Origin of the sequence: Paenibacillus silvestris, assembly GCF_009882985.1 — a bacterium.
Classification (GTDB): domain Bacteria; phylum Bacillota; class Bacilli; order Paenibacillales; family NBRC-103111; genus Paenibacillus_E; species Paenibacillus_E silvestris.
In genome coordinates this window covers 148,601-161,085 of record NZ_WTUZ01000020.1, presented here as the reverse complement: position 1 = coordinate 161,085, position 12,485 = coordinate 148,601, and the positions used below count along the sequence as shown (strand labels likewise).

Below are 12,485 nucleotides of genomic sequence, written 5' to 3'. Positions count from 1 at the left end.
TTTACAATCAACTACTCCAACGAACGCTCAGCCCTTACAAAGGCAATAAACCGTTTTGCTTCATCAGGTGAAAGCTTTCTGCCATCAACGGTCAATGAAAACTTTTGCAAAATATTTTCATCTGTTAAATCAAGATTTTCTACAAAGTCCCGTACATCGTTATCAAGAACAGTTTGCTGAAGGTTCGTGCGTCCAAGCAAATAGTCGATGGAAACATTAAAAAAATTCGCTATCTTATTAATGGTTTCGTAATCGGGCTCACGGCGACTTGTTTCATAGTGAGAAAGGGATGCCCTAGATATTCCAATTTTAATGGATAATTCTTCTTGGGTTAGTCCTCTCTTTTCACGTAAGTGGGCAATGCGGTCTCCATACTTCAGCTTGATCATTCCTCACTGTTTATTTTTCTACCATTATATCCACTGTGTTTAACCAAATATACCAGAAAACCATTATAACAAAGCAAAGATTCATTTGACTAGATACAATATGTATTAAGGTGGTGTGAAGGCTTTGACGATCGGAAAAAGAAGCAAATTAACACTTACTTCCCCTTTAGAAGGTAAATTAACAATTGTTCAAATGTATGCGAGAAATATTCATACGAAATATGCCATGATTGATATTTTGGAGTTAGAGAAGTCTCAATTTACTTTCGAAAGCTCATTGATTTTACCTACCGACAACGAAATTATCTATGGTTTTGAGTTTATCGTTGCGAATCGAACGTTCCATTGCGAGGGCTGCATTGACCTTGTGAGTAAGAACAAAGATATTTATTTGTATAAAGCGGCAATTCAACCGAATAATTACGTAGAATTCGAATTGCTTTATGAAATAAATCAACTTGCAACTTTACATAATAAGGAATTCGCTAGGCTAACTAAAAGCTATGATACTGACCGATATTACGATGACGTAATTGTCAATTATATGTGTTAATAGGAAGAAACCCCTTGTTAAGTTACGAAATGTATCTTATAATCATTTATATATACATAATGTAACAATAAACGACAGTACGATTCAGTAAAGGGGAGAGATTTATGTTTAACTTAGATATGGTGTATTGCGTGAAATGCGAATCTGTGATGTCCAGAAACAATGCGGAGAAAATATTCAAAACTGGGTATTATAAGACCACCATCCCACTGTGTCACTGCAAGGACTGCGCTAATGAGCGATTGGCGAAATTAAGTGCTGAGTTGTCCGAGGATTCACAGATTTGTTACTCGGGTTATGAAGCCTCCGCATTTTTATTTGCTACACAGGAGGCATGACAATGAGTACGTTTGACAGCTGTCTTAATAAATAAAGCCATCCCTAGATTCAAAGGGGTGGCTTCTTCATTTCTACTGAAGCAAATGTTTATAGGCGGTATAGTCGATCTGCTCCCTCTCAAGGAAGCTGGTCAAGCTGCGGTAATCACGCTTCGGAGTCGCCAGAATATACCCTTCGATACAATGATCTCTCGTTACTTCATTAGCTTTGGCCTCTAAAGCAACTTGTGCGATTCTAGCAGCGATGGAATGCTTAGCAATATCTCTAAAAGGTGTTGGCACAGGAGAAACCAGCTGATCCAGAAATGCTTTGGAGTCTTCTGTCCATAAATGACGAGAGTTGTCGACATAATGATTTTGCCAATCAAGCTTTGATTTTCCGTCCTCTTTGGGGAGGACCTTCAGGAACTTGCGAAACATGAAGAATCCGCCTACAGACATGAAGAACAGCAGGACAAAAACCCAGAAAATAATGAACCACATGAAAAAATCGTTAGCCATTTATTTGTCACCTCACGACCAAACAGTCATATATGATAAGAATTATACCTTATTTCTAGATTTCTTGCGACAATCCGAGTAAAATAGGAGGGTAGCAGATAGATACTCAATAAAGGAGCAATGAATCATGCCCAAAATTGGCTCACACGTTTCGTTCTCAGATAAAGGCTTATTAAATGCAGCTGAAGAAGCAGTTTCATACGGTTCTTCCACATTTATGATATACACTGGCGCACCACAAAATACGCGCCGCAAACCGATTGAGGATCAATATATTGAAGAAGGCAAAGCTTTGATGGACAAGCATGCAATGAACGAAATTGTTGTTCATGCTCCTTACATCATTAACTTAGGCTCCTATAAAGAGGATACCTTCGAACTAGCTGTTCGCTTCCTACAAGAAGAGATTCGCCGGACAGCATACATCGGTGTGCGTAATATTGTTCTTCACCCAGGTGCCTACACGGACAAGGATGCCGAGTATGGCATTGCTCGAATCGCGGAAGGTTTGAATGAAGTACTAGCCGGCGTGAAGGACACAGATGTGAATATTGCGTTAGAAACAATGGCTGGCAAAGGCACCGAAATCGGCCGCAGCTTCGAGGAAATTGCGGAAATTATGGAGCGTGTGGAGTTTAACAACAAACTTACAGTTTGTATGGACACCTGCCATATTCATGATGCTGGTTATGATATCGTTAACGATTTGGATGGCGTACTGCATCATTTCGATAAAGTCGTTGGCTTAGAGAAGCTTGGTGTCATTCACTTAAACGACAGTAAAAATTCTCGCGGAGCTTCGAAAGACCGTCATGCGCCGCTGGGCTCAGGCTGGATTGGCTTTGAGGCGATGAATAATATTGCTAATCATGAGAAGCTGCAGCATTTACCGATGATCCTAGAGACGCCATGGATTGGAAAAGAAGACAAAACGCAGCGTCCGATGTACGAAGCGGAGATTGCGCTCTTGTCAGGTAACCTCAAAGGCCGCTTCGGCGAAGAATTCTTGGATCATGTAGAGCGAATTGACCATATGTTTGGCAAAAAGGATATTCATTTCCGCGATTACGTGCTGAAAACTTGGGACATTTTGAAAAACGATGCGAAAGCCAAAAAAGCAGACGGCCGCGAGCCGCTAGAGCGCTTGTATGATATTTTGCATGAAGAAAGATTGTTGTCCGACCTAAGTGAAGAGCAGCTTAACCAACGTCTTATCGTTTGGCTTGCTGGTCAAGATATATTAAAGAAGGCTTAAGACAGATAGCTTTGGAGTAGAAAGCAACTAGGGGGATTCACATGGAACGGGGAAATACAAGCAGCCTGACTCGCAGGGAGAGCGAATGGGCGAATAGAGCAAGAATGTTGATCTCCTGTCCGGATCAGCCGGGCATCGTGGCGGCAGTGTCGCAATTTCTGTTTGAATATGGCGCGAACATCGTACAATCCGATCAGTATACGATGGATCCAGAAGGCGGTATGTTCTTCATCCGGATCGAGTTCGACTTGGAGCAGCTAGAAACCCGCGTTGAGCAATTGAAAGAGGCATTCTCTGCGGTTGCTGACAAGTTCTCCATGGACTGGAGTTTGTCACTTGCTAGTCAGAAGAAGCGCATCGCGATCTTCGTCTCGAAGGAAGATCATGCTTTGCTTGAGCTTCTTTGGCATTGGCGCGCTGGCGATTTGAATGCTGATATTGCGATGGTGATCTCTAATCATCCAGACATGCAATCGCTGGTAGAGCCTTTCGGTATTCCGTATTACCATATTCCAGTAACAGCGGATACAAAGGCTGAAGCGGAACGCCGCCAGCTTGAAGTAGTGGGAGACAACGTGGATGCTATTGTATTGGCACGTTACATGCAGATCGTCTCGCCGTCTTTCATCAAACATTACGCGAATCGCATCATTAATATTCATCATTCGTTCTTGCCAGCCTTTGTAGGCGGTAAGCCGTATGCCCAGGCGCACAACCGCGGCGTGAAAATTATTGGTGCTACCGCGCACTATGTGACGGAAGAATTAGATGGCGGACCTATTATTGAACAGGACGTTCAACGGGTTAGCCACCGTGATAATGTAGAGGATTTGAAGCGAATCGGCCGCCATATTGAACGCATTGTTCTTGCCAGGGCAGTTGCTTGGCATGTGGAAGATCGCATTATTGTTCATAATAATAAGACTGTTGTTTTCAATTGATGGGAAAACTAGGCTGTATCCAATAAGGATACAGTCTTTTTTGCTATTGAGCGCAATTCCGACGAGTTTTAACGGTTTATTGTGGCAAAGCCTCAAAGCAAATGGTACAATAATGCAAGTGAGAAAAGTCGCTTGTATGTACAAGTTAAGACTTAGGTAAGTAGAGACATATAGGAGGGAATTTTCGAAATGACAGCAACAAATAAAACAATCGAACAATTAGCAGTTGACACGATTCGTACGTTAGGTATCGATGCCGTTGAGAAAGCTAAATCAGGACACCCTGGTATGGTCATGGGGGCTGCTCCAATGGCGTACGTGCTGTGGAAACAGCATATGAAGCACAACCCTGCTAATCCGAAATGGGTCAATCGTGACCGTTTCGTACTTTCTGCGGGTCACGGATCCATGTTACTATACAGCCTGCTTCACTTGTGTGGATATGATCTGCCGATTGAAGAGATCAAGAACTTCCGCCAATGGGGAAGCAAAACGCCAGGACATCCAGAATACGGCCACACAGCAGGTGTTGATGCAACAACAGGTCCACTTGGACAAGGGATTGGTATGGCAGTAGGGATGGCTATGGCAGAAGCTCACCTGAGAGAGACATATAACAAAGAGAACTTCCCAGTAATCGACCATTATACATACGCGATTTGTGGTGATGGCGACATGATGGAAGGCGTTTCCTCTGAAGCGGTATCCTTAGCTGCTCACCTGAAATTGGGCAAATTGATTATGCTTTACGATTCAAATGATATCTCGCTTGATGGCGAGCTGAATATGGCATTCTCCGAAAACGTTCAGGCACGTTTTGAAGCTTATGGCTGGCAAGTGCTGCGCGTAGAAGAACAGAATGATCTTGCTGCAATCTCCAAAGCGATCGCTGAAGCGAAAGCTGATACAACTCGTCCTACTTTGATTGAAGTGAAAACGACAATCGGTTTCGGTAGCCCGAACAAAGGTGGAAAAGGCGGTCACGTCGGACCTCACGGATCCCCACTTGGCGGCGACGAAGTGAAATTGACGAAACAAGCATACGGCTGGCCAGAAGAACCAGACTTCTTGGTTCCTGATGAAGTTCGTGCCCACTATGCGGAAATTGGTAAAGAAGGCGCTGCAGCTGAACAAGCTTGGAGCACGCTTCTGAATGACTACATTAAAGCTTATCCGGAATTGGGTAACCAGTTCAGCGCAGCAGTTAATAACGAACTGCCAGCAGGCTGGGATGCGAACCTTCCCGTGTACAGCACATCGGACAAGCCAATGGCAACTCGTGTCGCTTCCGGTAATGCGATTAACGCGATTGCTCCTTTGCTTCCACAGTTGATTGGTGGTTCCGCGGATCTAGCGAGCTCCAATAATACGATGATCAAAGGCGAATCCAATTACAGCGCGAGCAACTATGCTGGCCGTAATTTATGGTTTGGTGTTCGTGAGTTCGGTATGGGTACAGCACTGAACGGTATGGCTTTGCATAGTGGTGTGAAAGTATACGGTGCAACATTCTTCGTGTTCTCCGACTACCTACGTGCGTCCATCCGTTTAGCGGCGCTGATGCAGCTTCCGGTTATCTACGTACTGACACATGATAGTATCGCAGTTGGTGAAGATGGACCGACGCATGAGCCGATTGAGCAATTGCCTGCGCTTCGTGTTATTCCAGGTATTACGGTTATTCGCCCAGCTGACGGAAACGAAACGTCCGAAGCATGGCGTTATGCCATTTCCCAAGCAACGGGCCCAGTTGCCCTTGTCTTGACTCGTCAGAACCTGCCGATTCTTGAAGGTGCGGTTGAAGGCGCGAAAGCGAACTTGAGCAAAGGTGGATATGTTGTCTCCGATGCTGCAAACGGGAAGCCAGATGCTCAAATTCTTGCAACAGGTTCCGAAGTACAATTGGCTGTCGCGGCGCAAAAGCTGCTTCAAGCTGAAGGTATCAACGTTCGCGTTGTCAGCTTGCCAAGCTTGGAACTGTTCGAGAAACAGTCCAAAGAATACAAAGATTCCGTAATTCTTCCAGATGTCAAAAAGCGCCTAGCTGTTGAGATGGCATTCCCGCTTGGTTGGGAACGTTATGTTGGCGACGAAGGTTCCATCTTGGGCATTTCCACGTTCGGTGCATCCGCGCCTGGCGATTTGGTTCTGAAAGAGTACGGCTTCTCACCAGAGAACGTTGTAGCTAGAGTCAAAGCTCTACTTAAGTAGAACAAACATAGCCGCGTTAGTCACAAAGCCATAGCCCACCTCGCGTGGGCTTGGCCTTATTTTATAGCCATTTTAGAGGGGGAACTATTGATCATGTCCAGCTTTGAAAATGTAACGGTATTAACGAAAGCTAATGTTTACTTTGATGGTAAAGTAACAAGCCGCACGGTGCAATTTGCCGATGGCACGAAAAAAACTTTGGGCATTTTGCTTCCAGGTGAGTATGAATTCGGAACAGATGTGAAAGAAATCATGGAAATCCAAGCTGGTGAGCTGAATGTACTTCTTCCAGGCAGCAGCGAATGGATCAGCATCAATGGACAAGGTGAGTTCACGGTTCCGGCGAATGCAAAATTCAAGCTTGAAGTGAAAACAGTTAGCGATTATATCTGCTCTTATATTAGTGAATAGATCTTAATATCCCATACATCTGATGAACATTGTTCATGGATGTGTGGGATTTTTTTATTTGGGGGGCTTGCGCGAGTCACTCCAAGGGTACAAGGTGCGAACATCCATCTGAAGTACTTCTTCGATGTCATTCATCCGCAGCCAGAGCTGCTGGATATCGAAGAGTTCTTCCAGGTATGCAGCGTGTCGAATCTTTAAGCTTGAGAGGGAGATACCTATAGCGTGGGGGCGTTCCGGATTGACAATGAGATCCTCCATTAGTACAGTGATGCCGACATCGAGTTCGTTGACATCCTCCATGTTCAGCTGTTGAAACGGTGCTCCCAGCGGCACATATAGCGAATTTTTGCTAAAATCAAGCTCGTTTGGCCGGAAACGCAGCGACAGGAGGATCGGCATGATGCCCTCTTCATGATAATCATAAAAGACGGTTAGTTTTGCCACTTGCAGGCACCCCCTTGGATTTCAGAAATTCGAGCCTTTCCATAATCAAACAGGTTGCCTCGGACCAATTGGACGGATCGTATTTCCTGCTAGTCTGGCCTTGTGTATTTTGTTGGTATTCATAGTCGAGAAACCCCTGTAGGACACGCCTTTCAATTTGATCAATCCGCGCTTTGGCAAGTCGGAAAGTGACCTGGAATTCTTCTGAGAGATACGCAATCATCTCATTTTTGTTCTCGGGCAGCGTAAGGGTCTTCAGCATGGAGAGTGGAAGGGCCGCGTAGAGCTGGAAGGCGGATGCGTCCTGCTCTTGCCAATTCACATATCGGTCAGGCATCGCCATCTGATTGCCGGAATGCCGGAGAACATGGCAGAGCTCGTGCAAGAAATCTTCCCACTGCTCCTTAGGGGAGAGACGACGGTCAACGTTAATGCTAAACTGCCCGTTATTTTCGATCGCCATACTATTCATATCCATGGTATACACCCAAATGCGCAGCTTAGCCGCCAAATGAGTCATGGAAAGCTGAGCTGGCCTTGTGATTTCATGCTGTTCATATAAAGCTTCGACCCATTGTTCCAGAGGGGTAGTGTGATAGTGAGTAAACAGGGAAAACACCTCGATATGATTGAAATGAGAATATATGTTCGTTCTATAAGGATAAAGAAAAGCCCATTGGGCTTAAACTTCATATCATATGTACTATTGCTCGCTATCCGGCGTACGGTTGATCTGCTGCTCTTTGATGAAGTGCCAGAAACGAAGCATTTCGTCCCTTCGTTCCCTAGGCGCACTTTGGAAGTCCTTAAAGAATAGACTGACCTCAGGATCATCGATGTTACTAACCCCGGGTCCAGAAGGGGCATCCAGTGACTCTTCATCCGTCGGCGCAAAGCCAGCAAGCAGCAAGAGCTCGTCCTTGTCAGCGCGATTAAGCGAGTCAGCTAGCGCGATCACCGTTTCCCTAGATGGATTGAAGCGGTTATTTTCTATGGAGTTAATAAACGAATAACTAACGCCGGACCGCTCTCCAAGCTCTCTAAGGGTAAAATGATTCTGCTTCCGCAGCTGCCGGATTCGAAGGCCGAACTGGACCATATCTTTCATCGATTCATCACCTGTTACTTATTGTAAATGGTTTGAGGCACAAAAAACAAGTGTAATTTTTCGTTTCTCAAAACTTTTGTATTGAAATTATAAACAAGATTAGCGTATGATTTGTTTATAATTTCAAAACGACAAATTTTGGGAGATGATGAGGATGTTGGAACAAATATTACACATAGATCAAGATCAAGTGGACAAGCGGGCTACACGGAAGAAGGTGGAGAGTCTGCTTGAGACGGTCCGTCTGTACCAAACACTTGGAGGTGTGCGTAAAGATAGCGGAAGGCTATTTGCGCCAAAAGTGGCGGAGGAACCTGCTGGATATAGCGTGGCTTCTGCGTCAGAGGAGCAGGCAGCGCTCTTACATGCTGAGGTTGAGCAGGCGCTGTCGCGGCTGGACGAGCAAGAGGAAGAGATTATACGTAGACGTTATTTGCAGAAGGAGAGAATGTTGGACTACTTGCTGTGTTACGAGGTGAATTTGAGCGAGCGTACCTATCGAAGGGTGAAGGCACGCGCAATGGAGAAGCTAGCTTACATGCTGCGGGCAGAGGTGGTCCGAACGTTTGGCTAGTGTGGTTGTTTCTTGGCCGCTTGTTGGCAATGCACTGGATTGGAGGCATGGTAAGATCGATGTGTAGACCAAGAAGGCGGTGATGCTGCTGAAGAAGATTGAAGTGATTAAGCTCTTAAGGCCAACAAGCAAGGCTTAACGGGAGTAGAAGAGAGGGAGTGGTTGTTGTAAAGAAAAAAATGTTTTGAAATTCAAAACAAATAACCGAAGAGAGGTGAGAGAATGAATGACTAACATGGCCAAACAATTGGCGTTGTTTTTACAAGCGAAAGAGGAGGGAACGCTCGGTACAGACCTGTTCGTGGATAGCGAAACTCAGAATCCAGACGAGGCAGTTACAATCTGCCATGTCGGAGGCAGCGCCGAATTCAAGCTGGATGCGCCTGGCAGTTGGCGCAAGTTGAGCCTGCTGGTCAGAAGCGCAACCGCTGAGGGTGCACAGGAGAGAATCTGGCGCATCATTGGCCGGATGCTAGAGCCAGAGGAAGGCACAATTCAGGTGGACGGCGGACAGTTTACGGCACAAATTACATCGCTGCCAGCTGTACAGGCTTTGGATGGGGAAGGCAGATACGCTATGAAAGCTGTCTTCCTTTTTAAGCAAATCAAGCCTGTCGTCGAATCATGGTTGGAAGCTATTTCCCAATTCACGGAAACTTCACTTGGCGGGCAATGGCGTGTCTATCGCGGTTTCAATGGAACTTGTCGACCGGCAGTCTCATGGCAGTGTACGGGTTGGCATAGCGCAGCAGCCTCGCGAGGCGTTCAACAGCTGTCCAAGCAATTCATTGGCCAAATTGCCGCTAGGTCGGCAAGTGAATACCAGCTGGCAGCGCAACTGCTGATGCTTGGCTTAGCTGAGCAGGCCAAATTGCCACTCGGAGGATTGGGCGGCAGATGGTTAACAGTGCTGGATGCTCAAGCTGCGATTCGCTCAGGCGATTTGTCCACAGGCGTGCTGACAGTGACGTTGACAGGTGCTGCCGGGGCATTGCAAGGTGCAACTCCTTTGATAGCTGGCGTACACACAGAAACAAAAATTTAAGAATGAGGTGACTGATTTTGAGACAGAGCAAAGCTCAAGCAAGCGGAACTACAGAGGAAGAAATCGTGATGTATGACAAAGAAGAACTAATGGCGAATTCAAAAGCGCTTTTTGATTGTGCCCCAGAAGTGTTCGTTGGTGCCTTGCAAGGGGATTCCGAAACGATGTTTTCGATTCAATACGTCAATCAAGCAATTCAAAACTTTTTACAAAGGAAGGTGCAGGAATAATGGCGGGTGGAACTTGGAGTGGAACAGATCGTCCGGTATTACCGGGATTTTATATGAATTTTGAGGCGGCGGCGTTAAGCGCGATCTTGCCTGGAAGTCAAGGCATTGTTGCCGTACCGGTGAAAGCAAATTGGGGAGCTGTGAAACAGTTTGTTGAAATTACGAGTGAGCAGGGTATCTATGATGCTTTCGGTCGTGATCAAAGCGGCTCGGCATCCGCGCAAGCGATTTTGAAGCTGGCACTGCTCGGCAAGCCCAAGAAGGTGCTAGCTTACCGGATTGCGGATGCAACAGCCGCCAAAGCAGCGTTAACGCTGAAAGACTCGGCTTCTGCCAATGTATTGAAATTAGAAGCTAAGTACGAAGGTGCACGAGGTAATGGCTTCTCGGTCATTATTCAGACGAATGCCGTGGATGCGTCGAAAAAAGATTTGAAGCTGCTTGAAGGCTCCGCAGTTCTGAAGACATTTACATTCCCAGGCAGTTCCGTTCAGGCTGCTGCGGATGCTCTTAATCAAGATAGTGGCAATACTTGGCTGACTGCGACTGTTCTTGCTCCGGGCAATGGTACGCTAGCTGCCGTATCAGGCAGTGCGTTTACTGGCGGCAACTCGGGTATTAGCGGGATTGCCTCGGCGGATTACCTGAATGCTCTGAGCACACTAGAGACACAGGAATTCCATGTGCTTGCGCTGGATGGAGTAACGGATACGGGCATTCAAGCATCGGTTGCTGCTTGGACAAGTCGTTTGCGCTCCGAGGGTAAAGGCATCGTAACCGTACTCGGCGGCCCTGCTGCCGATGATACCGCATCTGATGCAGCCAGTCGCGCTGCGGCACGCAGTGCTTTGTTTAATCATGAAGCGATTATCAACGTTGGGACAGGAGCAATTCTAGCGGGCACGAGTTATAGTTCGGCATGGGTATCCGCTTATGTAGCGGGTCTGATCGCTGGCCAAAAACTAAGCGAATCCACGACCTATGCGGCAGCACCGTTCAGCGATGTAACGCGGAGATGGACGCGCAGCGAACAGGAAAGTTCAGTGAAAAACGGAGTTTTCCTGCTGTATCATGACGGCCAGAAGGTGAAAGTACTGCGTGGAATGAATTCACTCGTTTCTTTGCGCCAAGGTCAAAATGCAGCTTGGAAGAAAATTCGTACGATTCGTGTCATGGACGCAATTAATCAGGATCTTTTGCGCACAGCGGAAGAGGGGTATATCGGAAAAGTAAATAACACGGAGGAAGGGCGTCTTGCTCTGGTGGAATCGGCCAAGCAGTATATGCAGACATTGGCGCAAGCTGGCGTCATTGAAACGACAGGCTTCGATGTGTATCTAAACCCAGCTTATTACGGAGAAACCGCAGGACTGACACCAGAGCCTGATCAAGTATATATCAAGTGGGATGCGCAGCTAACAGACGTGATGGAACAAATTTTTGGCACTTTTATCGTACATTAAGGGGGAAGAATAATGAGTTTAGATGCGAGCAGAGTAATTTTAGGGACGTATGGTTCGGTATTTATCGGTGGTGTATGGCAAACCAATTTTAATCATTTGGAAGCAAATGTGGAGATGCAGAAGAAAGAGTTACAGCTTGCAGGAGACCCGTGGGTTCGGCATAAAAAGGGTGCCATGAAAGGCACGGGAACACTGAGTGGTTTCAAGGTTACGAGCGATATGATTGCCAGAGGATTTGATAAATTCAGTCTTGTCTCCAAGTTGAATGATCCTGACGCTTATGGTTTCGAACGGATTACGCTAAACAACGTTATGCTGGATAAGCTTCAGTTGGCTAATTGGACGGCAGCGGAGGAAGTGAAGGAAGAAGTAACATTTACATTTGAAGGCTATACGCTTAACGATCCTATCAGGGCTATTTAACTAGTTGAACAAGGAGGAATGACGTGATGTTAACAGATGAACAAATTCTGCAAAAGCTGCTTGAGGCCGATCAACTCCCAGAGAAAACGGTGACAATCGCTAGGTTCGGTGTTCCCATTCTACTGCGCGGACTGACCGGGAAGCAGGTGTTTACGCTCCGCGAACGCTGCACGGAGCGAGCTGATCGCCGAGGTGTACAAACCGATCGGCTTGATGAAGAGCAGTTCAACGTCGCTCTGATTTTCGCTGCCACTGTCTCCCCCAATTGGGGGGACCCTCGGCTGCTTGCGAAGTACCAAGCCAGCTCCGGTGAGGAAGTGATTAAGCGCATCTTGCTCGCAGGCGAGCTGTCTGCACTTGGCGATGAAGTGCTGGATCTGAGCGGATTTAATACGACGCTAGATGAAGTAAAAAACTAATTACCTCCGGGGGGCTGCCGGCGATGCTCCACGCTATATGGATGCGTCATCACCTGCGCCCCGGAGTCTTCTGGACACTTCCTCGCGGAGAGCAGCAGTTCCTGCTCGCCAGTATGGAATTAGAGCTGGAGCATGAACATGCGCTGGAGAGGGAGCGTGAACGCGCAAGGAGGTGAAGCG

17 protein-coding genes are annotated in these 12,485 nt (G+C 46.6%); 12 read left to right on the top strand and 5 right to left on the bottom strand.

Annotated features, from left to right (window positions below; translation table 11 throughout):
- Positions 1–11: 11 nt before the first annotated feature.
- Complete coding sequence (locus tag GQF01_RS16135) at positions 12–380, bottom strand: helix-turn-helix domain-containing protein (RefSeq protein ID WP_202556468.1); 369 nt, start codon at positions 378–380, stop codon at positions 12–14.
- A gap of 202 nt (positions 381–582) precedes the next feature.
- Between GQF01_RS16135 and GQF01_RS16130 the strand changes: the two genes are divergently transcribed.
- The gene (locus GQF01_RS16130; RefSeq protein ID WP_161407774.1) at positions 583–942 is read left to right on the top strand and encodes a hypothetical protein; all 360 of its coding nucleotides are present in this window, start codon (positions 583–585) and stop codon (positions 940–942) included.
- A 410-nt stretch (positions 943–1,352) separates the two neighbouring features.
- Here the strand turns inward: GQF01_RS16130 and GQF01_RS16125 are convergent, their stop codons facing one another.
- Positions 1,353–1,781 carry a DUF2621 domain-containing protein gene (locus tag GQF01_RS16125; RefSeq protein ID WP_161407773.1) on the bottom strand — a complete coding sequence of 143 codons (429 nt, stop codon included), beginning with the start codon at positions 1,779–1,781 and terminating at the stop codon, positions 1,353–1,355.
- 127 nt (positions 1,782–1,908) lie between these two features.
- Between GQF01_RS16125 and GQF01_RS16120 the strand changes: the two genes are divergently transcribed.
- From GQF01_RS16120 to ppnP, 4 genes are all read left to right on the top strand, one after another.
- Positions 1,909–3,036 carry a deoxyribonuclease IV gene (locus tag GQF01_RS16120; protein WP_161407772.1) on the top strand — a complete coding sequence of 376 codons (1,128 nt, stop codon included), beginning with the start codon at positions 1,909–1,911 and terminating at the stop codon, positions 3,034–3,036.
- A gap of 41 nt (positions 3,037–3,077) precedes the next feature.
- Positions 3,078–3,977: a formyltetrahydrofolate deformylase gene (purU, locus tag GQF01_RS16115; protein WP_161407771.1), complete on the top strand. Its 900-nt coding sequence runs from the start codon at positions 3,078–3,080 to the stop codon at positions 3,975–3,977.
- A 189-nt stretch (positions 3,978–4,166) separates the two neighbouring features.
- Entirely contained in the window at positions 4,167–6,188 is a 2,022-nt protein-coding gene (gene tkt, locus GQF01_RS16110; RefSeq protein WP_161407770.1) for a transketolase, read from the top strand.
- Positions 6,189–6,281: 93 nt separating this feature from the next.
- Positions 6,282–6,599, top strand: a complete 318-nt coding sequence (gene ppnP, locus GQF01_RS16105) for a pyrimidine/purine nucleoside phosphorylase (protein WP_145658187.1) — start codon at positions 6,282–6,284, stop codon at positions 6,597–6,599.
- A gap of 54 nt (positions 6,600–6,653) precedes the next feature.
- On the opposite strand, the gene GQF01_RS16100 is transcribed toward ppnP, so the two are convergent.
- The 3 genes from GQF01_RS16100 to GQF01_RS16090 form a co-directional block, all read right to left on the bottom strand.
- Positions 6,654–7,043, bottom strand: a complete 390-nt coding sequence (locus GQF01_RS16100) for a hypothetical protein (RefSeq protein ID WP_161407769.1) — start codon at positions 7,041–7,043, stop codon at positions 6,654–6,656.
- Positions 7,018–7,563: an ImmA/IrrE family metallo-endopeptidase gene (locus GQF01_RS16095; protein WP_161407768.1), complete on the bottom strand. Its 546-nt coding sequence runs from the start codon at positions 7,561–7,563 to the stop codon at positions 7,018–7,020. The genes GQF01_RS16100 and GQF01_RS16095 overlap by 26 nt, the downstream gene beginning before the upstream one ends.
- A gap of 183 nt (positions 7,564–7,746) precedes the next feature.
- The gene (locus GQF01_RS16090) at positions 7,747–8,151 is read right to left on the bottom strand and encodes a helix-turn-helix domain-containing protein (protein ID WP_161407767.1); all 405 of its coding nucleotides are present in this window, start codon (positions 8,149–8,151) and stop codon (positions 7,747–7,749) included.
- 154 nt (positions 8,152–8,305) lie between these two features.
- Here GQF01_RS16090 and GQF01_RS16085 point away from each other — a divergent pair, with 154 nt between their 5' ends.
- From GQF01_RS16085 to GQF01_RS35935, 7 genes are all read left to right on the top strand, one after another.
- The gene (locus tag GQF01_RS16085; protein WP_161407766.1) at positions 8,306–8,725 is read left to right on the top strand and encodes an ArpU family phage packaging/lysis transcriptional regulator; all 420 of its coding nucleotides are present in this window, start codon (positions 8,306–8,308) and stop codon (positions 8,723–8,725) included.
- Between the two features lie 235 nt (positions 8,726–8,960).
- Entirely contained in the window at positions 8,961–9,770 is an 810-nt protein-coding gene (locus tag GQF01_RS16080) for a minor capsid protein (RefSeq protein ID WP_161407765.1), read from the top strand.
- A gap of 17 nt (positions 9,771–9,787) precedes the next feature.
- A complete protein-coding gene (locus GQF01_RS16075; RefSeq protein ID WP_161407764.1) occupies positions 9,788–10,000 on the top strand; it encodes a hypothetical protein in 213 nt (70 codons plus the stop codon).
- Complete coding sequence (locus tag GQF01_RS16070; RefSeq protein WP_161407763.1) at positions 10,000–11,463, top strand: phage tail sheath family protein; 1,464 nt, start codon at positions 10,000–10,002, stop codon at positions 11,461–11,463. Before GQF01_RS16075 ends, GQF01_RS16070 begins: the two co-directional genes overlap by 1 nt.
- Before the next feature lie 12 nt (positions 11,464–11,475).
- Positions 11,476–11,886, top strand: a complete 411-nt coding sequence (locus GQF01_RS16065) for a phage tail tube protein (protein WP_161407762.1) — start codon at positions 11,476–11,478, stop codon at positions 11,884–11,886.
- 26 nt (positions 11,887–11,912) lie between these two features.
- Positions 11,913–12,305 carry a phage tail assembly chaperone gene (locus GQF01_RS16060; RefSeq protein WP_161407761.1) on the top strand — a complete coding sequence of 131 codons (393 nt, stop codon included), beginning with the start codon at positions 11,913–11,915 and terminating at the stop codon, positions 12,303–12,305.
- A gap of 23 nt (positions 12,306–12,328) precedes the next feature.
- Complete coding sequence (locus tag GQF01_RS35935; RefSeq protein ID WP_164819622.1) at positions 12,329–12,481, top strand: hypothetical protein; 153 nt, start codon at positions 12,329–12,331, stop codon at positions 12,479–12,481.
- Positions 12,482–12,485 lie beyond the last annotated feature (4 nt).

Excerpts from the sequence above, each read along its gene's own strand:
- GQF01_RS16130 (WP_161407774.1), top strand. The coding sequence starts at position 583 with ATGTATGCGAGAAATATTCATACGAAATATGCCATGATTGATATTTTG.
- GQF01_RS16125 (WP_161407773.1), bottom strand. The coding sequence starts at position 1,781 with ATGGCTAACGATTTTTTCATGTGGTTCATTATTTTCTGGGTTTTTGTC.
- GQF01_RS16120 (WP_161407772.1), top strand. The coding sequence starts at position 1,909 with ATGCCCAAAATTGGCTCACACGTTTCGTTCTCAGATAAAGGCTTATTA.
- purU (WP_161407771.1), top strand. The coding sequence starts at position 3,078 with ATGGAACGGGGAAATACAAGCAGCCTGACTCGCAGGGAGAGCGAATGG.
- tkt (WP_161407770.1), top strand. The coding sequence starts at position 4,167 with ATGACAGCAACAAATAAAACAATCGAACAATTAGCAGTTGACACGATT.
- ppnP (WP_145658187.1), top strand. The coding sequence starts at position 6,282 with ATGTCCAGCTTTGAAAATGTAACGGTATTAACGAAAGCTAATGTTTAC.
- GQF01_RS16095 (WP_161407768.1), bottom strand. The coding sequence starts at position 7,563 with ATGACTCATTTGGCGGCTAAGCTGCGCATTTGGGTGTATACCATGGAT.
- GQF01_RS16090 (WP_161407767.1), bottom strand. The coding sequence starts at position 8,151 with ATGAAAGATATGGTCCAGTTCGGCCTTCGAATCCGGCAGCTGCGGAAG.
- GQF01_RS16085 (WP_161407766.1), top strand. The coding sequence starts at position 8,306 with ATGTTGGAACAAATATTACACATAGATCAAGATCAAGTGGACAAGCGG.
- GQF01_RS16080 (WP_161407765.1), top strand. The coding sequence starts at position 8,961 with ATGGCCAAACAATTGGCGTTGTTTTTACAAGCGAAAGAGGAGGGAACG.
- GQF01_RS16070 (WP_161407763.1), top strand. The coding sequence starts at position 10,000 with ATGGCGGGTGGAACTTGGAGTGGAACAGATCGTCCGGTATTACCGGGA.
- GQF01_RS16065 (WP_161407762.1), top strand. The coding sequence starts at position 11,476 with ATGAGTTTAGATGCGAGCAGAGTAATTTTAGGGACGTATGGTTCGGTA.
- GQF01_RS16060 (WP_161407761.1), top strand. The coding sequence starts at position 11,913 with ATGTTAACAGATGAACAAATTCTGCAAAAGCTGCTTGAGGCCGATCAA.
- GQF01_RS35935 (WP_164819622.1), top strand. The coding sequence starts at position 12,329 with ATGCTCCACGCTATATGGATGCGTCATCACCTGCGCCCCGGAGTCTTC.